The 21841-nt window shown below is 41.3% G+C and carries 13 protein-coding genes; 9 read left to right on the top strand and 4 right to left on the bottom strand.

What is annotated here, in order from left to right; translation table 11 throughout:
• Positions 1 to 6 precede the first annotated feature (6 nt).
• The 4 genes from GUA46_RS04380 to GUA46_RS04370 all read right to left on the bottom strand — a co-directional run bounded on the left by GUA46_RS04380 (position 7) and on the right by GUA46_RS04370 (position 7347).
• Positions 7 to 1236 carry an efflux RND transporter periplasmic adaptor subunit gene (locus tag GUA46_RS04380; protein WP_176619444.1) on the bottom strand — a complete coding sequence of 410 codons (1230 nt, stop codon included), beginning with the start codon at positions 1234 to 1236 and terminating at the stop codon, positions 7 to 9.
• Between the two features lie 6 nt (positions 1237 to 1242).
• Complete coding sequence (locus GUA46_RS04375) at positions 1243 to 5664, bottom strand: CusA/CzcA family heavy metal efflux RND transporter (protein WP_176619443.1); 4422 nt, start codon at positions 5662 to 5664, stop codon at positions 1243 to 1245.
• Between the two features lie 119 nt (positions 5665 to 5783).
• A complete protein-coding gene (locus GUA46_RS16935) occupies positions 5784 to 6089 on the bottom strand; it encodes a DUF6660 family protein (RefSeq protein ID WP_313790854.1) in 306 nt (101 codons plus the stop codon).
• A 52-nt stretch (positions 6090 to 6141) separates the two neighbouring features.
• Complete coding sequence (locus tag GUA46_RS04370; RefSeq protein ID WP_176619442.1) at positions 6142 to 7347, bottom strand: site-specific integrase; 1206 nt, start codon at positions 7345 to 7347, stop codon at positions 6142 to 6144.
• 387 nt (positions 7348 to 7734) lie between these two features.
• On the opposite strand from GUA46_RS04370, the gene GUA46_RS04365 reads away from it, so the two are divergent.
• From GUA46_RS04365 to GUA46_RS04325, 9 genes are all read left to right on the top strand, one after another.
• Positions 7735 to 9255, top strand: a complete 1521-nt coding sequence (locus tag GUA46_RS04365; RefSeq protein WP_176619441.1) for a helix-turn-helix domain-containing protein — start codon at positions 7735 to 7737, stop codon at positions 9253 to 9255.
• Between the two features lie 73 nt (positions 9256 to 9328).
• Entirely contained in the window at positions 9329 to 9811 is a 483-nt protein-coding gene (locus tag GUA46_RS04360; RefSeq protein WP_176619440.1) for a helix-turn-helix domain-containing protein, read from the top strand.
• Between the two features lie 373 nt (positions 9812 to 10184).
• Positions 10185 to 13427 (top strand): SusC/RagA family TonB-linked outer membrane protein, encoded by a 3243-nt coding sequence (locus GUA46_RS04355; RefSeq protein WP_176619439.1) that lies wholly within the window; start codon positions 10185 to 10187, stop codon positions 13425 to 13427.
• A 27-nt stretch (positions 13428 to 13454) separates the two neighbouring features.
• Positions 13455 to 15170, top strand: a complete 1716-nt coding sequence (locus GUA46_RS04350; protein WP_176619438.1) for a SusD/RagB family nutrient-binding outer membrane lipoprotein — start codon at positions 13455 to 13457, stop codon at positions 15168 to 15170.
• A gap of 22 nt (positions 15171 to 15192) precedes the next feature.
• A complete protein-coding gene (locus tag GUA46_RS04345) occupies positions 15193 to 15993 on the top strand; it encodes a hypothetical protein (protein ID WP_176619437.1) in 801 nt (266 codons plus the stop codon).
• Positions 15994 to 16340: 347 nt separating this feature from the next.
• Positions 16341 to 17537 carry an MFS transporter gene (locus GUA46_RS04340; RefSeq protein WP_176619436.1) on the top strand — a complete coding sequence of 399 codons (1197 nt, stop codon included), beginning with the start codon at positions 16341 to 16343 and terminating at the stop codon, positions 17535 to 17537.
• A 9-nt stretch (positions 17538 to 17546) separates the two neighbouring features.
• Positions 17547 to 17933: a hypothetical protein gene (locus GUA46_RS04335; protein ID WP_176619435.1), complete on the top strand. Its 387-nt coding sequence runs from the start codon at positions 17547 to 17549 to the stop codon at positions 17931 to 17933.
• A gap of 80 nt (positions 17934 to 18013) precedes the next feature.
• Positions 18014 to 18871, top strand: a complete 858-nt coding sequence (locus GUA46_RS04330) for an HAEPLYID family protein (protein WP_229418427.1) — start codon at positions 18014 to 18016, stop codon at positions 18869 to 18871.
• A 137-nt stretch (positions 18872 to 19008) separates the two neighbouring features.
• On the top strand, positions 19009 to 21804 hold the full coding sequence (locus GUA46_RS04325; protein WP_176619434.1) for a helix-turn-helix and ligand-binding sensor domain-containing protein: 2796 nt from the start codon (positions 19009 to 19011) through the stop codon (positions 21802 to 21804).
• The last annotated feature ends 37 nt before the right edge of the window (positions 21805 to 21841 follow it).

Below are 21841 nucleotides of genomic sequence, written 5' to 3'. Positions count from 1 at the left end.
TCCATTTTAATCATCGTCACCAAGTTCCCCTTTTTTCATCTCTCCCATAAGGTAATAGGCATTATTAAAGGCAAAATGAGTATTTGGGTCTGGGGTTTCAAAAAAACGTATGGCTATCCAGTCACCATCCTTCTCGCCCGTAGTGACTTCTACTGGTATAAAACTCCAAGTGTTGCCTTCCCTTTGCGCTTTAAACACATAATCCCTACCACCTTCTGTAATAATGGCACTTTCTGGTAATGCGGTTGCAGCGGTTTCATCGTTATCAACTTCAATCCTACCTTTAATGTACATTCCTGGGATAAGACCACCACCTTTGTTCTCAATTTCTGCGTGTACGTGCACCGCTTTGGGATCTTGCTCGAAGGTTTTTCCTACTGAATAAATTTCGGCAATGAGTTCCGTTCCTGGTCTTGATTGAACGCTAAATCGTACTTGTTGGCCTTTCTTTACCCTATCAACATCTTTTTCGAAAACCATTAAATCTGCGTGTACGTGGTCTGTATCTACTATTTCCATTAGGTTGGCCTGTGGCTCCACATATTGTCCAGTTTTTATAAAAACTTTTTCTACAACCCCTGCAATGGGACTGCGCAATGCAACACGCTGGTATATAGTGCCATTGCGCACGCCATTCACATTGATGTTGTACTGTCGCAATTGTGCTTCCAGCCCATTTACCATCGCGGTGGATGCCTGATAGTCTGCCGTTGCTTTTTGGAAGTTCATCCCAGATGCCACGCCAGCTTCATAAAGCCTTTTTTGACGTTCATATTCCTGTTTCAGAAATCTACTGTTGCTGTATGCATTTAGGTAATCACTCTGTATCTGTATGATGCTGGGATGTGAGAGATAGGCAACCGCTTGATTTTTCTTCACTTCATCACCTTCTATTACTTCTATGGATGCCACATTTGCTCCTGTTATGGCAGTAATGGATGCTTCGTTTTGGGGTGGTACTTCCAGCGTGCCATTTGCTTCTACATAACCGCTCATATAACGTTGTGAGAGCGTGTCAATTTCCATCTGTAAGGCTTCAAACTGCTGTGCCGTGAGCATTACTTCCTTAGCTTCGCCTTCCATATTATCTTCTTCATCTTCCCCTTCAGAGTGATTTTCTTCTGTTTCAGAATGGGTGGCTTCATCGTGGCCATCTTCAGTTTTTGACTCGCCACAGCTGAATAATGTCAATGCCATAAGCATTGTGGTAATCGGTATATATTTTAATTTTTTCATCTTTTTTTAGTTTTGGAAATATTGTAGTTTAAACAAGGCTTCTAAATAATTATCGAGTGCGTCCAGTGCATCCATTTCGGTCTGTATGGCATCACGTATAATTTGCGTGAATGCTGCATAATCAAGCGCACCTTCTTTGTAGGCGAGCAATGCGCCTTTGCGCTGGTCTATGGCAAGTGGCAGAGCTTCGGTTTTATAGAAAAACCAAGTATCTCGCCATCGTGTATAATTTTGCTGTGCTTGTGTATATTGGGATTGCAGCTCGCGTTGTTTGAATGCGGCATTGGTTTCTGCAATCTGTGCATCCAGTTTAGCAGCTTTTGCGCGGCTGCGGTCTGGGCCAGAAAACAGCGGTATGGAAATCCCTGCCTGATAGGTGTAGAAACCACTATCGCCATTTACACGTTGCAGGCCACCTTGCAGATTAAACTGGGGCAGTAAGCTTGCCCTTGCTGCATCATAGCTTGCTTGTGCTTCGTCTATACGCTTTCGCGAAAGCGATAACTCGGGATGTTCATCCAATGTATCATCAGTCTCTAACACCGAAATTTCGGTAGCTTCAAATTCATCAGCTACGGTGTACATCGTATCTGGTGTCAACCAAAGATTGAGTTTTTGTAATGCGATTAAATAATCTGTTTCTGCCTGCTGAAACCTGTTGGTTATCTGTAACGCTTGATTGCGCGCAGCAGCATATTCCAGTCTCGAAATGGCTTCGACTTCAAAATTGAGTTCTACAGATTGTGCAAATTGACCATAAATGCTGTCCAGTTCTCGATAAAGAACAAATTTCTTCTTTGCCTGAAAAGCTTCTGACCAGGCTTTTTTGACTTCCAGTTCTATCTGGATTTCAGATAGGTCAAAAGCTGTTTCGGCTAACTGGATGCGTTGTTGTTGCAAGCGTTTTTTGGCACCTATTCCCAATAGATCAATATTTTGTTGACCGATACCTATCAAGGTATAAATGCCCTGACCATCTGCCACTTCTTCGCCACCTGTAAATACTTTAGTATTACCGAAGTCATAGGCATTGCCCGTGAGTGCGCTCTGTCTTTCTATTTCGAGTTGGCTCGTCTTGAGTGCTGGATAATTCTCTTTGGCAATTTCTACAGCCCGAGATAAGGTAATGGGTGTAATGCTATCCTGAACAATGAGGTCTGGCACAGGTGCTTGTGTTTGTTGCGCTTTCGCCAAAGCGGTACCACCTAACATAAAACCAAGTATTAAAATCGTGGTCAATGCTTGCGGATTAAACGAACTAATCTTGTTCTGGTCTTTGCGCTCACGTCGCTTTTCTATAAAGATATAGAGTACAGGAAGTACTATCAACGTGAGTAGGGTGGCCGTAAGCATCCCACCAATAACTACCGTAGCGAGCGGTTGTTGCACCTCTGCACCGGCTGATGTGGAAAATGCCATAGGTAAAAACCCAAAAATATCTGTGGTAGCCGTGAGCATAATGGGGCGAATACGTTCTTTAGTCCCTTGAAATATTCTATCCTTTATGCTTGTAACACCTTCTTCCTTTAAAGAATTAAATCGGTTAATAAGTACCAGCCCGTTAAGAACTGCGACACCAAATAGCACAATAAATCCTACACCTGCCGAAATACTAAATGGCATATCTCGAAGCCATAAAGCAAACACACCACCAATGGCCGCCAAGGGTATCGCGATGTAAATCATTAGCGATTGTGAAAAGGATTTTAAGGCAAAGTATAACAGTACAAATATCAAGAACAGGGCGATGGGCACAACAATTGTTAAACGATCCTTAGCGCTTTGTAGGTTTTCAAACTCTCCACCATAGGTAATATAATATCCTGATGGCAAGTCCAGTTCTTCATCTAACTTTTGTTGTATATCTTTTACAACAGACTCCACATCTCTGCCTCGTGCATTTACACCTACATAGGTTCTTCTATACGTATTGTCACGTGAGATTTGCATAGGTCCAGGCACGTATTCAATCTCTGCTATTTCAATAATGGGTACCTGGCTTCCATCCTTAAGATCGATGTACATCGTGCGCAGGTCATCAATACTTTTTCTATGGCTTTCATCAAATCGTACCACCAGATCAAATCGTTTCTCGCCTTCAAAAATGACGCCAGCGGTACCACCTGCAAAAGCAGTACTTATGTAATCATTTACTTTTTGAATATCCAGTCCATATTGCGCCATTTTATCTCGTCTGAACTTTACGGTCATTTGTGGTAGTCCAGCTGTACGTTCTGCACTCACATCGCCCGCGCCAGGAACGGTCTTTATAATAGCTGCCATTTCCTGAACCTTGTCTGATAACACCTCTAAATCTTCGCCATATAGCTTTACTGCAATATCCTCTCTTACGCCTTCTAAAAGCTCATTAAATCTTAATTCGACCGGTTGGGTAAATGATAAATTAACCCCGACGAGTTCATCATCCAGTTTATCCCTTATGGCTTCAATCAAACCTTCTTTAGTAGAAGCAGTTGTCCACTCGTCCATATCCTTATTGAGAATGATGTACATATCTGCAATATCCATAGGCATAGGATCTGTAGGTATATCTGCCACACCTATACGTGCTGTTACCGTTTTAATTTCAGGAAAATTTTCTAATAGGATAGTTTCTATTTTCTTTGAAACTTCAATGGATTCTGTGAGCGAGCTTCCTGGTCTTATAAACGCCTGCATTGCTATATCTCCTTCATCGAGCTGCGGCACAAATTCTCCACCCATATTAGAAAATATAAAACCAGCAATAATAAGTAGAACAGCAGAAGATGATAACACGATAAGTTTAAGCCGCAGTGCACCTTTTAATAATGGCTTATAAGCACTATGTATAGCACCAATAATTTTATCACTTATCTTTTCAAGCCAACGCTCAAATTTGCCAAACCAGCTTTTGGTGTTTTGAACTGGTTTCATAAAAAGCGCAGACATCATTGGGACATAGGTAAGACACAGAATAATTGCACCTATCATAGCAAAACCAAAGGTGTATGCCATCGGTTTGAACATTTTACCTTCTACACCTGTAAGGAAAAGTATAGGTGTAAAAACTATAAGGATAATGATCTGCCCGAAAAAAGCAGAACCCATCATCGTGGTTCCGGCATCATAGGCTACTTTATCCATTACGCCTTGATTGAATTTTAGCTTTCCAGACCTAATCCGTTTTTGGATCTCATACACCGTTCCTTCTATAATAATCACGGCACCATCTATAATAATCCCAAAGTCTATAGCTCCCAAGCTCATTAAGTTTGCCCATACATTAAATTGCTTCATTAATATAAAGGCAAAAAGCAAGGACAACGGTATGGTCGTGGCCGTTATGATGCCACCTCTTAAACTACCCAACAATAAAACAAGGGCAAATATCACGATTAGGGCGCCTTCCAGTAAATTGGTTTTAACGGTATCGGTCGTTCTGGCAATTAGCTCACTACGATCAGTGATAGGGGCGATAGTGAGACCTTCTGGCAGGGATTTTTCAATTTCTGCCATACGATTCTTAACATTTTGAATAACCGCATTAGGGTTTGAACCTTTTAGCATCATTATTATTCCTCCCACGGCTTCCTTACCGTCTTGCGTAAAAGCACCATAACGTACCTGATTCCCAAAATGGACGCGTGTTGCAACATCTCCAATAGTTACGGGAATGTTGCCCTCGTTAATAATCGAAATATCTTTAATGTCTTCCAAAGAGCGAATAAGACCTTCACCTCTTATGAAATTTGACATTTTATTTTTTTCTATGTAAGCACCGCCTGTATTCACATTGTTCCGAGCGAGAGCCTCATACACTTGTGAAATACTAATACCCAAACTATTCAACTTATCTGGGTTGACAGTGACCTCGTACTGTTTAATACTGCCTCCATAAGAGTTGACCTCTACCACGCCTTCCAGTAATGTGAGTTGTCGTTTGATAACCCAATCTTGCACGGTGCGCAGTTCCATAGGCGAATACTTGTTTTCAAAACCCTCCTCTGGCTTTATAGTGTATTCATAGATTTGACCTAAACCAGTAGAGATGGGACCCATAGATGGACTTCCAAATTTTTCAGGGATAGATTCGCCCAGTTCGTTTAGTTTTTCCTGTACCAGCTGTCGAGGAAGATAGGTTCCCATATCGTCTTCAAAAACGATAGTAACTACGGAAAGGCCAAAGCGTGAGATAGATCTTATTTCTGTAACGCCTGGTAAATTACCCATAGATAGTTCTACGGGATAGGTTACGAACTGTTCAATATCTTCCGTTCCCAGATTGGGCGATTGCGTGATGACCTGCACCTGATTATTGGTAATATCTGGGACAGACCCAAGGTTTACTGTTGCCATTGACCAAATGCCAACTCCTATAAGAGTCAACGTGAACAGACCAATGATGAATTTGTTATTGATTGAAAAATCAATGATTCTGTTAATCATAGATTAATGTATTAATTCAGTTAAAAAACGAGTTTGCGTTTTCGCGTAGCAAAAACATAGTTGAGCATTCCCATTAGGAAAACTTCAAAAAAGGATATAGTTATCCTATGAAAACTGAATTATGCCCGAGGTGGCTGAAAAAGCGAAGTGTGGAAATCCTTGCCGTGGTGTTGAAAAGAAGTAAGGATCATATTTGAGATTGGATCTTGAAATGGCTCAAAGGTCATTAGCTCAAAGTCGATAGTATGTACGTGACAGCAATGACATTGACAGAACGGTGAACATAGATCGCTATCGTAATGGTCTGCATCTGTTGTTTGTGAAAATTCAAGTTGTGTATCTTCGCTATCAGGAACGGTATCGCTACAAGGCGCAAAATTGAGCGCCAAAAAGTATAAGGATAGTATGATTGTAAATATTTTCACGAAACAAAGGTAAAAAGATTTAGATGCAACTGTGTTGCAAAATTAGGATGGTTTAGAAATTGACCACGCTATCCAATGCGTCATCAGCATCTTTATGTATAAAATTGGCTTGGTACCGAATAGTTGTTGTCACCGAAGAATGGCGATATAATTTTTGCAACATTTGAATCGGTATTTTATCCCCAGAGATATTTCCAAAGCTATGTCTAGCAATGTGCATACTTATATTCTTTTTTATACCTAATTGCTTGGCAGCAATCTTTAATCTTCTGTTCAGATTTCTCGTTATCGATTGTGTACGCCTTGTTACTTCTTCAGAATCCCTAAAATCTATACTTTTTAATTGCGGAAATATAAGATCATCATAAGATGAGCTTTCTCTATATAGATTAAAAATATCTATAGCCTTATCTGGAACTTTTAGAGAAACTAACTTGCTGTTTTTGTTCATTCGATAGAGTAATCGCCCGTCATTAAAATCTGACCATTTTAGTTTAAGAACATCACCTACTCTTATTCCTGCAAAGTAAAAACTCACAAGCCAAATATGAATTGCTTTTTGCTGAGCTTCGGTTATTCCTCTAGCATTTTCCAGTTTTTGAATTTCTGCTTCGGAAAAACCTATTTTTTGAGATTCAGGTATTCTGATGGTCATTTTGCCTTTCCCAAAAGGGTATAAACCTCTGTCGGTAATGGATTCTGAAATAGCTAAATTAAAGACCGTTCTAATAAGTATAAGATAATTAACTACCGTTCTGGGCGAAAGGCTTTTTTGATGTAAGAGATAGGTTTCAAATTTTTTAAGAACAGTAACATTAAGTTTATTGAACGGAAGTGAATCCTTACCGAGAAATTCCTTGAATTTTTTAAGTCTGCCTAATTCAGTGTCATATTGATGGTGTTTGTTTCTATTCTTAAGATTTTGAAGATGCATTTCTGCTACAGCAAAAAAATCAAGACCTTTAGTAACTATAATTTTATTTTTTATTTCTGAAACCGTCTGATATTCAGGGTTCATTTCAGACTTTATGACCTTATCGTTTGCTTCTGCAACTTTAGTCGCAATAAAATTGTTCAGTACACTGGAATTAGGATGTGATTTCCTAATATTACGATTTTTTTCATCCCAATATTTTTCTTCGATGTATTGGCCTGTGTTTAGATAAGAGCTTTTGCGGTCTTTTGTAATCCTAATTGCAATTGGAAGTAATCCAGATTTGTTTTTCTTCTTTCTTAATACTACTCGAACTGTTGCCATCCCAAAATATTTTGATTATAAATATACTAATTTCAGGTACAACATAGGTACAACATTTATTGATTTTGTTTGATATTAAATGATATGAAATTTAATTATTCATCCTATAAATCATTGATATACAAAGGTATTGTGCTAGGTTATTATATTAGTATCAAAAACTCATAACCCGAAGGTCGCTGGTTCGAGTCCAGTCCCCGCTACTAGAAACAAAAAAGCCGAGAAAGATTTTCTCGGCTTTTTTTATGCAATTCTTCCAAAGCCTACGCCCTTACAGGGGTATTTCAAGGGTAAACTTTTATCGGGGCTTACCTACTTTAATAGTTTGTTAACGTTTTTAACATGGTATTTTCATAAATTGTTAATACTAATTCATCATCAATCAAAATGAGACAATCTACCAACTATATTGTCTTACTACTTCTATGGCTAAACCTTACGTTTACCTATGGCCTTACCGTAAGCAGCGGTTATGGTGGTTTTCCTGCACCCACAGCAGAAACCTTTAAAGATTCATTGGATTGGGCAGACTATTATTTCAATATTCACCGATTTGAAGAGGCTGTCCCCTTATATCAAAAGAATCTTAACGTTAGCAATGAGGAAGATAAAATACACATTTTAAAAAAGTTGGCGCTTAGTCAGGCTGCATTGAAGAAACCAGAAGAGTCAATAGGACATATATACGATTATTTCAAAATCGATTTTCAGCCCACTTTTTTATTGCATGAGGATTTTGATGGAATTCGAGGGAACCAAGAATTTCAAAAATTATCGGGCACTGTTTTGCCAAAAATAAATACGTGGTCCGTATTTTACTTTTTTGTGTCCCTTATTGGGTTCTACGTAACGTTCATGCTGGTCATCAACAAAAAAATTGATAAACAGGCTAGAAACCTTATTGCCACTTTTGTGTTTATTCATTCCCTATTTATTCTGAACATATGCGTCAACCAGACCAATTATGTGTTCGTATTTCCCCACACCTATTTGATGTCGACCTGGTGTTCCTTTCTATATGGGCCCCTGCTTTTTCTATATTTCAAAAGGGTATCAAAATCATCGGATTTAAATAAAACGGATTTGTGGCACTTTCTGCCAACAGTAATCCTGACAATCTATCTCATATTTACAGTTTATGGGTTTTCCGGGACAGAAAAAATCAACCAAATGCTGCAAAGACTGGAAGAAGGTTTAAATCCTGGGGATTCAACCAAGCTAGTGCTAATGGTTGCACTCAAATCCTTATCCCTCGGGATATATGCTTTTTTTGTTCACTTGATCTTGAGCAAGAATACATCCGAACTGAGCAAGAAGACGAGGACTTGGCAAAAGAACATTTATCTAATACATGTTAGCTATGTTGTAATCTACCTTATATATGGTGCGTACATTATAACCGGTAACAATAGTGGGATCCTTTACCATGCGCCCATTATTCTTTTAAGCACTATGGTATTATACGTGGGATATGCCGCCAATGTTCAGCCCGATGTATTCAGTGGACGATATGCCTATACCAATCCTCTTTTTCCGAAATATGTAAAGTCCGGGCTAACAGATAGTTTGTCACAAGAACTGAAACATCAGTTGAGCGACCTCTTCCACAATGAAAAATTGTACAGGAAAAGCGATATCAATCTGGACATGGTCGCCGAAAAATTGGACACGACACGCCACAATGCCTCGCAACTTATCAATGAGCACTTTAATATGAGCTTTCGTGAGTTTGTAAACTCCCATCGTATCCAAGAAGCAAAGGAACTGCTGGCTCAAGAAAATGAACTGAACATTATTGATGTTGCCTACGAGGTCGGCTACAACAACAAAGTCTCTTTCAATAAAGCTTTTAAGAAAGACACCCAACTTACTCCCAGCGAATACCTCAATGCCCTAAAGCAAGGGTAAACTCTTATCGGGAACACCTAAAAAAATTGGTTTTCTAGCTAACTAGTAGTCATCAATCAAAAATCATCAATCAATGAGACAACTACTAAAACAATTCGTTGTAAAGTACGTTGTGGGCCCTGAACGGACTTTGGCCCAAACGGACAGTAATGAAAAGTACAAAAAGTCCGGATTAACTGGGGAGGAAGCTGTTTTGATTCGAAGAAAAATCAAGAATGCCTTTGATCAGAACAAGATCTACCGGGACAATACCCTTTGCCTTGATGACCTTGCTGATCATATTAAGGAAAACAGGTATAAGGTTTCACAGGTAATCAATACCTTCTTCTCCAAGAATTTTTATTCGTTCTTGAACGAATACAGAATTGAAGAGGCCAAAGATCTTCTGGTAGAAGACCCCTCCCTCAGTGTAAAGGCGATTATGTACGAAGTTGGTTTTAACAGTAAAAACAGCTTTTACAGCGCCTTTAAGAAAATTACCGGGTATAGCCCCAACGATTACCGAGCTGCGGTAAGCACTAATATCGATAGGCAACACGAAATGCAAATGGTGTAACGGCGGAATCTAAATCGTTAAGAGCTATTCCCACACAAACCTCTTGGAACACCAAGAGGTTTTTTAATGATTCATTATCAAATTGTTATAAAACATTGCGACAAGTGTTAAAAACGGTACTTCCCCAAGGGCTTCCATCTTTTTGAGGTTCTAGCCGTTTAAAAAGTACCCTCTCCTACACACTTATAAGTTGATTTGTTATGCAATTGTAAAGGTAGGGCGGTGAGAGGCTCTACTTCTTAAAAAGACAAAATCCATTGAGTTTTGTTCACTTCCCAGAAGTATTATTTGAATTAGCTATCAATTTCCTAGCGCCGTCCACCTTTCTCAGTTGCACTAACTCATTTCAAATTACTAACAAAACTTTATTCGTATGAAAGTAAAGAAACTGTTTGGAGCGCTATTGGCCATGTGTCTATCCATTGCATTTGTCCACGCTCAAGAAAAAACGGTTACCGGTACGGTCACCGACCAAGACGGGGTACCCTTGCCCGGTGTCAACATTGTTGTGAAAGGCACCGTTAAGGGAACTCAGTCCGATTTTGATGGCAACTATGCCATCGAGGCCAACGAAGGAGATGTCCTTGTATTCTCCTATTTAGGGCAAAGAACACTTGAGAGAAACGTAGGTGCAGCAAGCGTTTTGAACGTTCAAATGGAGGAAGACGCATCGCAACTGGAAGAAGTAGTGGTCACCGCACAGGGTATAGTCCGGGAAAAGCGTTCCTTGGGCTATTCGGTAACCACGGTGGAATCCGACAAGGTAGAATCAAGACCGGAAGCGGATGTTGCCAGGGTACTGAACGGTAAAGTTGCCGGGGTGAACATTACTTCCAATAACGGTATGTCCGGTTCGGGAACCAACATAATCATTAGAGGGTATTCTTCGGCAACACAGTCCAATCAACCCTTATTTATTGTCGATGGGATTCCCTTTGATTCAGGAACCAATACACAGACCAACTTTTTGGACGGAAATACGGAATCCAGCCGATTTCTTGACCTTGACCCGAACAATATTGAAAGTGTAAGCGTATTGAAAGGGTTGAGCGCAACGGTACTCTATGGCAACCGAGGTAGAAATGGTGTGATACTGATCACAACAAAAGGTTCCGCTTCTGGAGATGCCCCTTCCAAAACAGAAGTTTCCGTTACACAGTCCATATTTATGTCCAATGCCGTACTCCCAAAGTTCCAAAACGACTATGGTAGTGGATTCCATCAAGGATTTGGATTCTTCTTCAGTAACTGGGGCCCTCGTTTTGACCGTACTGACGATGATGGTATTGCCACGGCAGCCCAATACATAAGAACTGGTCCAAACGGAGTGGCATTGACACAACACCCGTTCAACTATATCGCCGACCCAACCTTAATTGCCGGTTATGAAGATTTACTGAGTGTTGAATATCCGTACCAACCTTATAATGGAGTTGAAGAATTCTTCAGGACGGGATATGTATACAGCACCTCCGTAAATGTTCGTGGTGGTTCCGAAAAAGTAAATTTCAATGCGAATTACGGCCGTACGGAAGATATCGGGGTCACCCCTGGCAACAAGTTGCTACGTAACAACTTCAGTTTAGGTGGAAATGCGGTACTATCCAACAACTTTACCGTGTCCGGGGTCTTCAATTTTGCCAGAACAGGCTACAAGTCACCTCCAAATGCCGTGAGTACAGGTAGTGGTGCCGCTTTTAATGGCTCAGCCATATTTGGTGACGTACTTTACACGCCAAGAAACATCGATTTGACCAATCTTCCATTCCAAGCAGCGGATGGCCGAAGCTTGTACTATAGGTCAGGTAACGATATCCAAAATCCATACTGGACCGTTGCCAACTCAAAAACCAGTCAAGAAACCGACCGATTTACTGGAAACGTTTCCATGAGCTATGCCTTGAACGATTGGATGAACCTGACTTACCGAGTGGGTCTGGATACATATACCGAATTAAACTCATACGGACAGAACAGAGGCGGCGTTGATGGACCTACGTTGGGAATTTTAAGGACTACCTCCGTTCGAAACTCGATTTGGAACCACGATTTGATTCTAAGTGCAGAGAAAAATCTTTCCGAAGATTTGAACCTTACCGCCACCTTGGGCGCCAATAGTCGTAGAGACACCTATGCACAGGACGGTATAGAGAGTCAAGGACAATTGGTTTTTGGAGTGCTTGAACATTATAATTTTACGACTCCATCCTCCATAAACTCCTTTTCTGGTACCGATCTGAATCAAAACTTCGAGGAAAATCTTGTTGGTATTTATTTGGATGCAACCCTGTCCTATAAAGATTTATTGTATTTAAACGTAGTGGGGAGAAACGACTGGTCGTCCACATTGGAAAGAGAAAACAATTCCCTGTTTTACCCGGGAGCCAGTTTATCCTTTATTCCTACCACAGCCTTTCCTGCATTGCAGGGGAATGTACTCAACTATGCAAAACTTAGGGTAGGTTACGGTTCATCCGCAGGTTTCCCAACTCCATTTAACACTAGGGATGTACTCACCTTGAATTCCAGAACATTTGTAGACCTCAATGGCAACGTGGTTTCCGGAAATACCGTTTCTGATGTACTGGGTAACCGCGATCTCTCGCCAGAAAGAGTGCAGGAGCTGGAAATAGGTCTAGATACACGCCTTTTTAATAGGTTGAACTTTAATGTCAGTTTGTATCAAAAGTCGACTACAGACCTGATTACCAACCGTACATTGGACAGCTCAACAGGTTTCCGCTCCACTTTTGTAAATATTGGGGAGGTTGAAACCAAAGGTATAGAAGCCGATTACGACCTTACCATACTCAGGGAAAGCGAAGCAGGCATCGGTTTTAACCTTGCAGGAAACTTTACCGCCAGTGAAACCACGGTGACCGACTTGGCTGAGGGAACCAACAACATTTTGTTGACCTTCGCGGTAGCCGGTGAAGCTGCCAACTATGCCGTGGAAGGCAGACCATTTGGGGTATTGCTCGGCAGCACCATCCAAAGAGATGATAACGGCAACAAAGTGGTAGGGCCAAATGGTAGATACCTGGTGGACAACAACATCACCGAAATTGGCGACCCAAACCCAGACTGGACCACTGCCATGATTCCGACCATCAGCTTTAAGAACTTCACCCTTTCGGCCAACTTGCAATATCGCCATGGTGGAGATGTGTATTCGGTAACAACGGCAGGACTGATAGGGCGTGGAGTTGTTGATCCTGATAATCCAATTGATAGAGAATCAAATTATATACTCCCAGGGGTTTTTGCCGATGGAAGCCCAAATAACGTAGCCATTACAGCAACCGAGTTTGGTTTCAATACCTTTTTTGGGGGAGATATCAACGAAGTAAACGTATTTGATGGCACCACCATCAGGTTACAGGAAGCTTCATTGGGGTATTCCATTCCAAAGAAAATGTTGGAGAAAACCCCTTTCGGAAGCCTATCATTAACGCTTTCAGGATCCAACTTATGGTACAAGGCCGTGAACTTCCCCGATGACGTCAGATACGATACCAACTCATCGAGTACAGGAGTTGGTAACGGACAAGGAATTGATTTCTTCACCGGTCCGTCCACCAGAAGATATGGCCTTACCGTAAGGGCATCATTTTAATCGCAGCTAACAAGAATCAGAAATATTATGAAAAAAATATCAAATATACTAAGTCTCATAATCGCTGCACTGACAGTTATGCTGGGCTGCGAGAGCACTACATTGGATGTAGTGGAGAGCCCCAATGCATTAAACCCGTCGCAGGCGAGCGTTGATTTCTTTTTGAATCAAATACAACTAATGACCGCCCAGATTCATTCCGGTGAGGAAGGCCGTGCCGAAAATGGCCTAAGTCAATTTGGAATGGAACCAGTGAGAATTCAACATGGTTTTGGTCCCACCTATCGGGAGAATTACGACCCATCTGATTTTGATAGGGTTTGGGACAATGTGTATGCCCGTGCCTTGATAGATATTAGGACCATGAATCCTTTGGCAGAAGAAGCCGGTCAGTTCACACATATCGCCATTGGCCAGATATTGGAAGCATACATTATGATGTCCATGGTAGATTTCTTCGGAGATGTACCTTACTCGGAAGCAGCCATGGGCGGCGAGGGAATCTTAAATCCAACAGTTGACTCGGGAGCTACCATTTACCAAGCGGCGGATCAACTTTTGGTAGATGCTATTGCCAACCTCAACAAGGATGAAACCTCCCTCCCATCTGATGACCTATTTTACAATGCCAATGAAGACCAATGGAAGAAAGTGGCAAACACCATGCGTTTGAAGCTATATCTTCAGACCCGTTTGGCCTCTGCCGAAGGCTTTGGAGCATCCGTTTCCACTTCGCGCATCAATGAATTGATTGCGGGCAACCAACTGATTTTGGACCCAACCGATGATTTTTTCTTTCAATGGGGAACCAATAATGCCTCTCCGGATAGCAGACATCCCTATTTTGATGCCAACTACGACGGTGCGGGGCCAAGTTCGGACTTTTACACCTGTAATTATTATATGAATTTGATGGCCAACCAATATGGAGAACCTGATCCACGGATTCGCTACTATTTTTACCGACAACAAGAAGACTTTTCTGGTGCAGATGTAGTTACCAAGGAATGTGTTACCGAAATATCACTTCCTTCATGGTGGGACCCTTCCGAACCCTACTGTTTGGTTCCCGCTACCAATGGTTTGAGCGGATATTGGGGCAGAAACCATTTGGACGATGACGGTATTCCTCCAGATGATGCCTTTAGAACGCTGCACGGAACTTATCCAGTTGGTGGACCGTTCGATGACAACTCTTTTAGAAATGTATCCGGTTCCGGAGCAGTGAACGAAGGGCTCGTAGGTGCGGGAATATCCCCAATTTTGATGTCTTCCTATACCTATTTCATGTTAGCAGAAGCATCATTGACACTGAATACTACAGGAAGCGCCCGGGATTATCTGGAAACAGGCATACGGCAATCCATCGGCACTGTTATGGACTTTGGGGCATCATTGGCAGAGGGTTCGGGATTTGTTCCGACCTCAACAGCTATCGACAGCCATGTTGCAGAAATATTGGCAACCTATGATGCCGGCAACAATACGGACAAGCTTCGAATTATTGTGGAGCAATACTTTATTGCGTTGTGGTGCAATGGAATAGAGGCATACAACACGTATAGAAGAACAGGTCAACCCGATAACTTGACGCCTGCCTTTACCACCAACGACCCAGGGCCTTTCCTAAGATCTATGTGGTATTCACAGACCGCTGCGGACAGCAATACGAACATTACACAGAAAAGTGCACCAAGTACTCCCGTGTTCTGGGACACCAACCCCGATGGATTCGTTGATTGATTTAATTCTAAAAACAATACTTATGAAAAGTAACTTTAAATATATACTTGGCCTATCACTACTGATTTTGGGAATAGCGGCCTGTGAAGACGAGGACAAAAATCCACTCAACGTGTTTGAGCTGGAAGATTCGGCCGCACCTTATGTGAGGATAAAACTGGACGAAACCATTGTTGCCAAAGGTGACTTGGCCAATTCCACTTTCTCCGGTACCGTTGACGACCCCAGTGACAATGTAGCATCATGGGATTTGAGTGTGACTTTGGAATCTGGCGGGGTATCTTCCGATACTGTACCGTTGGCAACAATAACAGAGTTCCCGAGCAACCTTTCCATTCCTTATACCGACATTGCCAGTGCACTGGGTATAACAGTGGACAATATCTCCGGAGGCGACTTCATCAGGTTTTTGGGAGAATCCACAGGAACAGATGGAACAGTAACCACAGTGGCCAACTATAGTGCAACCCTGACTGGGCAGCCAGAACAATTACAAGCATTCAACTTTATTGTACTTGTAAAGTGCTCCCCTATCTCAGGGACTACGGTACCAGGAACTTGGGTAATAGAAATGCAGGATCTTTACGGTGACGGTTGGGACGGTGCCTTTGTAACATTCGAGATTGATGGGGCAACCACAGATTACACATTTACAGCTGGTGATGCAGCGACGTTTAACGTGGATGTCCCAGCAGGAACCAGCAGTTTGGTGATTTCGTATACCAGTGGTGCCTTCGAGGAAGAACATGTTTACACTATTGAAACACCAGACGGAGAGGTTTTGGGCCCTTTTGGACCGAATCCAGCTCCCTGTATCAATTGATTTTTACATATTCATTCAAAGAAAGACTCGCTTTAAATAAGAGCGGGTCTTTTGCTTTTTGGCAAAAAAAGGTTCTTATAAATCGGGAAAGAGTACTTGTGGTTGAGGGTTTCCGAGAAAAAACAGTTGTTACGCTAATTTGGGAACAGATTAATCAACAGCAAATAACAGCCTTGAACCCAAAATATCCTTTCAAAAGTATTTGTTTCGTTTTTTGAATGTATTTGAATTAGTCCAAACTTCAAGGCTGTTTATTTCCGTAAGGTAATTGAATATAGAATTAAGCCAATATCCTTGCTTAGGAATTAAGTGATTCCAATTACCTTTGTCCTCTTAATAAAATAAGCTTGGACAAGACTTCGCGATCAACCAATAAAAAAGCCCTTTTATCTCTCGCCATCGGTGGTTTCGGCATAGGCCTTACAGAATTTGTAATCATGGGTATCCTTCCCAATATTGCCGGTTCTCTTGATATTTCCATTCCTAAAGCGGGACATTTCATAGCCATCTATGCCCTTGGGGTAGTTATAGGTGCGCCCGTAATGGCAAGGATCACCAACAACCTCAATCCAAAGAAAACCTTGTTATTCTTAATGGTTTGGTTTACCATTTTCAACACATTGTCGGCCTTTTCGGACAATTATTGGACAATGATGTTGTTCCGTTTTCTTTCCGGTATGCCTCACGGAGCATTTTTTGGTATTGGTGCTGTGGTATCGGGTTATTTGGCCAAACCGGGCAAAGCTGCTCAGGCCATGGCCGTAATGTTTTCAGGTTTGACCGTCGCCAATATTATTGGAGTACCGCTAGGCACATATATTGGACAGGAACTGCATTGGAGTTATTCTTTTATGTTGGTAGGGATTGCTGGTATTGCCACTTTTTGCAGCCTTTATTTTTGGATGCCAAAAAAAGGATTGGATGAAGCTGATAATTCCGACTCTAAAAACCCTTCACCCGGCCTAAAAAACAAAAAATTATGGGCCTTGATTGCCCTTACCACTGTGGGTACCGGCGGCTTTTTTGCCTGGTACAGCTACATTGCCCCTTTGGTTATCAACGTAACCAAGCTTCCCGAAGCAAACGTTGGATACGTTATGATCGTAGCAGGATTCGGGATGTTTTTTGGAAATTTTTTGGGGGCGAGAATGGTGGAAACTTTCAATCCCGTAAAATCCGTGGTCATAAGCATGTTTAGCATGACGATGATTCTACTATTAAACTCCATTTTCGCAAGCAACAACATTGCCATATATGTACTTAGCTTTATTGTCGGCGTTATTACCTTTTCCATTTCGGCACCCATCCAAATAGCCATCATAAGAGCTGCCAAGGGCGCAGAGAAACTAGGGTCGTCCATGAACCAAAGTGCTTTTAATATGGGAAATGCCTCAGGGGCTTATTTTGGTGGTCTGCCCATGGTTTTTGGACTTGGGTTCAACTACGCCAGTGTGGTTGGAGGTATTTTGGCCTGTATCGGCGGTGTGATAGGAATTGTGATTCTTTACATGGATAAATTATCCAAAAGAAAAAAAGAAGCTTAGTTTTACAGCATGGTAGGTCTTTTACGAAACAGTACTTTTCTAAAGATATTCTGGAGTTTGATGGGTCTTTACCTATTGAACATCAGTGTGGACTCACCGGACCGGTATCCCGACCATGTTCCCGAAGACCTATCCGTTAACGACCAAGAGAGTATTATCGAGATTTTGGTTGAAAAGGTCCTGGGCTACGGGGATGTGTTTAAAGAATACGACGACCCTGATAAAGAAGACCATAATAGTGGCTCCAGTTTTAAAATTAAGCTTACCGTACATCAACCCAACCCTGATTATTCCCGATACCATATTTTGATGGGTAAAAAGAAAAAGTTTCCAGACAAGAACTCCCTCTTGACCCATCTTTACATCCAGAAGGACACTCCTCCTCCCGAAGTATGATTTGTTTTCCTAGCCAAACCCGTCCCTTTTCACCATAAGGTTCGGGCAATTCAACATTCATATAAAACAAATCAGAATACATGAAAAACATCATAAAAAAAATGATGCCAATAGTTCTGTTGGTATCATCCAGTATAGCTTATTCCCAAATTACTAATTCCGAGAAAGACAGTCTTTACATAAATCAAATCGATGAAAAAAAACAACCTGCCAAGGTGCTGCACGCAGAACCCTTATATATTGACCTGATACGTGACCTCGGTGCACGAAAAGGGGAACGGGAGTGGAACCTTGGATTGGGACTGACAGACGAGCTCACTTTTGATTCCTACGAAGCGCTTATTGAGTACGAATGGGCCCCAATGGATAGGTTGGGCCTTGAAGTAGAACTGCCCTTTACCTTTTATTCTCCACTGGCGGATAATGGTGGGGTCGAAACACCTTCCAATAGATTGAACAGTATCAAAATAGCGACTCAATGGTCGTTCTTTGTAAATGAACGAATGGCCACTTCGATGGCAATCGGATATATCAATGAGTTCGAATTATCGGACTTCAGAAATTTTGGCAAGCCCTTGATTTCTGGGAATGTATACAACCCCTTTTTGGTGGTTGCCAAACGTTGGGGCAACAATTTCCACTCCTTGGTGTATACCGGTCCTATGATAGGTCACGAATACGAAAGTGGGGAAGTACATACATCCTATGATGTTAACACCAGTTTTCACTATATGATTCCCGGTACACGGAATTTTATTGGTGTAGAGTTCAACAAAACCTGGGAGGGCAGTGATTTTGATATGACCATGCGCCCCCAAATGCGACTCGGAATCGCTGATAATTTAATGATAGGCATTATTGCGGGAGTTCCCATTAGCAGGGAGAATGAGCGTTTCAGTTCATTTTTGCGACTTATTTGGGAACCAAAACATAAGTAGTTCACAATGCATACAGAAATCAAGGGGCTTTTATGATAAGCCCCTTGATTTTATCCAAACAGATAAAAAAGCGAGTTTTAATTATAGTACTTACCTTTATCTTTAAATGTTTTGATGCTTAATTAAATCAGTTCCGTTTGAGACTCCTAATCGTTTTTTTATTATTCATATTTTCTTCAACACTCGTTGGTCAGGAGCTTCCCCCCATTAAAAATTATACCCCAAAGGAATATAATGGGGAATTTCAGAATTGGGGAATCACACAATCCCCTTCAAAGAACATATATGTGGCTAACCACACCAGTCTTTTGGAGTTTGATGGCAGTAAATGGCACCAATATAAATTACCTACATCTCCTGTAATTCGCTCGGTAATGGCCGTTGGAGACAAAATTTACACGGGATCCTACCGTGAATTTGGTTTTTGGACCAAAAAAGCAAATGGCGAACTTGCATATACCTCATTATCCCAAAAAATGGAAACCCCCATTTCGGAGGACGAGGAATTTTGGGATATTGTTGTCCTGGACCAGTGGGTCCTCTTCCAATCACTGGACAGAATCTATATCTATGACAACCTTGAAAGCAGCTTTAAGGTGATCGAAGCAAAATCGGACAAGGCAAACATGGGCGTCGTAAACAACAATGTTTATTTTCAAATTGCCAAAGAAGGTTTGTTCACCATCCAAAATGGAGAGGCACAATTGGTAAGCAATGACCCTGTATTTACCAAAGAGCCCATAGTTGGGCTGTACGGTGTTGGGAATGACCTATTGATCCTTACCGAAAGTTCCCGGTTCTACAGATACGATTCGGAGACTGTTACGCCGTGGGAAACCGCCATGGATGATTTGAACATCAAACTATATAGCAGCATTCGACTAAACGATAGTTCTTTTGTACTCGGTAGTATATCTAACGGTTTTTATCACCTCTCTCCAGATGGTGAGACCATCATACGGAACATCGATCAGGAAAAAGGATTGAACAACAATACGGTTCTATCCCTTTTTGAAGATGCTGAAAACAACTTATGGCTTGGTCTGGATAACGGTATTGCGACCGTAAACCTATACTCCCCCTTTAATGAATATGTTGACAAATTGGGCAACCTTGGGCTGGTATACGCCGCATTGAACCACGAAGGACACTTATATTTGGGTACCAATCAGGGCTTGTTTTACCGAAGGACCGCCTCTCAAGATCCTTTTAGGTTGATTGATGGCACGCAAGGACAAGTATGGAATCTTCAGCTTTTGGATTCCACTATCTTCTGCGGACACAATAATGGCACTTTCATTATCGAGGAAAACAGGGCCGAACTTATTTCGGATTATCCCGGGACATGGGGCGTAAAACCTATTAAGGGTCACAACAACCTTTTATTACAAGGAAATTACAACGGATTGAGCATTCTTGAAAAGGTAGATGGTTTTTGGAAATTCCGGAATGCCATCGATGGCTTTACCATTTCCAGTCGTTTTTTTGAAATGGATTCCCTTCAGGTAGTCGTGGACCATGAAAAAAAAGGACTGTATTTTATCGAGCTCGACCCGAGTTTCAGAGAAGTTAAACAGGTAACCAATGTGGAACGTATCGGTCACAGTTCGAACATCTTTAGTTTTCAGGATGAACTTTACTATAAAACCAATGCAGCCATCTACAATATTGATGGAGAAAATGATATTGCACTGGACAGCACTTTGACCCAAATGATCTTTAATGAAAGTAATGGGCAAATCAGCATCATAATTCCCGAAGATTCCGAACAACGGCTCTGGTTTTTCACAGATTACGGCATACAATATGTTACCCAAAGTACCCTTAGCAATAAACTTAGTACTTCCCATATTTCCATACCTAAGGACATCCGTGCCAATTTAGGGGTCTCTGGATTTGAGAACATCTCAAAAATATCTGACTTCAAATATTTGATAGGAAGTTCAAATGGATTTGTTTCTTTGGACCTTACCAAGGTTGAACCTTCCAAACAAGAAGTACAGATAAATTCCATTTATTTTGGGAGCTACCAAGAGTTGTCCAACAAAGCACCTACCGATTCAAACAGGACATTCGTGCATGCGAACAATAATATAAGGTTCGAATACAGTGTACCAGAGTTTGATAAATACACCGAGGTACGTTATCAGTACAAAATGGAAAACTTGTACGAAGGGTGGAGCGAATGGTCAGAAAACACCGATGTTACCTTCAAGAACCTTTCTTTTGGGGATTACATATTTACCATAAGGGCCATGGTGGGCAATAACTTGAGTTCGAATACTGCTTCGTACAGTTTTACCATATCTCGCCCTTGGTACCTATCCGACCTCGCCCTTTTGGCATATACAATGGCGGTTTTACTCATATTTATAGTGGTACATAGGCTTTACAAGAACTATTATCGAAGGAAACAAGAATCCCTTATTAAGCAAAACCACAAAGAACTGGAACGCAGGGAACTGGAGGAAAAAGAGCGTATTGCTCAAATACAGACCGAAAAGCTTCAAAATGAAATTGACAACAAGAATCGTGAACTTGCCATTTCCACAATGAGTTTGGTCAAAAAAAATAAGTTTCTGTCATCCTTAAAGTCGCAATTGAAGGAAGTACCAAACAAGGATAGGAACATTAGAACCGTAATCAGGGAAATAGACCAGAACATCAACAGCGAAGATGATTGGAAGTTCTTTGAAGATGCATTCAACAATGCTGACAAAGACTTTTTAAAGCGAATCAAGAGTAAACACGATAGTCTAACCAATAACGACTTAAGATTGTGTGCCTATTTAAGGCTGAATCTTTCCTCCAAAGAGATTGCACCATTGCTAAATATATCGGTAAAAAGTGTAGAAATGAAGCGCTACCGGCTCCGTAAAAAATTCGACCTGCCACACCACGATAACCTTATAGATTACATTTTAAACTTTTAGGCAACTCTACTTTCCCACATCACAGTCCTACATTTCT

Source organism: Flagellimonas chongwuensis, assembly GCF_013376415.1.
Classification (GTDB): Bacteria; Bacteroidota; Bacteroidia; order Flavobacteriales; family Flavobacteriaceae; genus Flagellimonas; species Flagellimonas chongwuensis.
The sequence above is the reverse complement of the archived record's forward strand: the minus strand, read 5'-3'. Positions and strand labels throughout refer to the sequence as shown.

Coding starts and splice junctions, on each gene's coding strand:
- GUA46_RS04380 (WP_176619444.1), bottom strand. CDS start 1,236: ATGAAAAAATTAAAATATATACCGATTACCACAATGCTTATGGCATTG.
- GUA46_RS04370 (WP_176619442.1), bottom strand. CDS start 7,347: ATGGCAACAGTTCGAGTAGTATTAAGAAAGAAGAAAAACAAATCTGGA.
- GUA46_RS04350 (WP_176619438.1), top strand. CDS start 13,455: ATGAAAAAAATATCAAATATACTAAGTCTCATAATCGCTGCACTGACA.
- GUA46_RS04330 (WP_229418427.1), top strand. CDS start 18,014: ATGAAAAACATCATAAAAAAAATGATGCCAATAGTTCTGTTGGTATCA.
- GUA46_RS04360 (WP_176619440.1), top strand. CDS start 9,329: ATGAGACAACTACTAAAACAATTCGTTGTAAAGTACGTTGTGGGCCCT.
- GUA46_RS04345 (WP_176619437.1), top strand. CDS start 15,193: ATGAAAAGTAACTTTAAATATATACTTGGCCTATCACTACTGATTTTG.
- GUA46_RS04375 (WP_176619443.1), bottom strand. CDS start 5,664: ATGATTAACAGAATCATTGATTTTTCAATCAATAACAAATTCATCATT.
- GUA46_RS04365 (WP_176619441.1), top strand. CDS start 7,735: ATGAGACAATCTACCAACTATATTGTCTTACTACTTCTATGGCTAAAC.
- GUA46_RS04355 (WP_176619439.1), top strand. CDS start 10,185: ATGAAAGTAAAGAAACTGTTTGGAGCGCTATTGGCCATGTGTCTATCC.
- GUA46_RS04335 (WP_176619435.1), top strand. CDS start 17,547: ATGGTAGGTCTTTTACGAAACAGTACTTTTCTAAAGATATTCTGGAGT.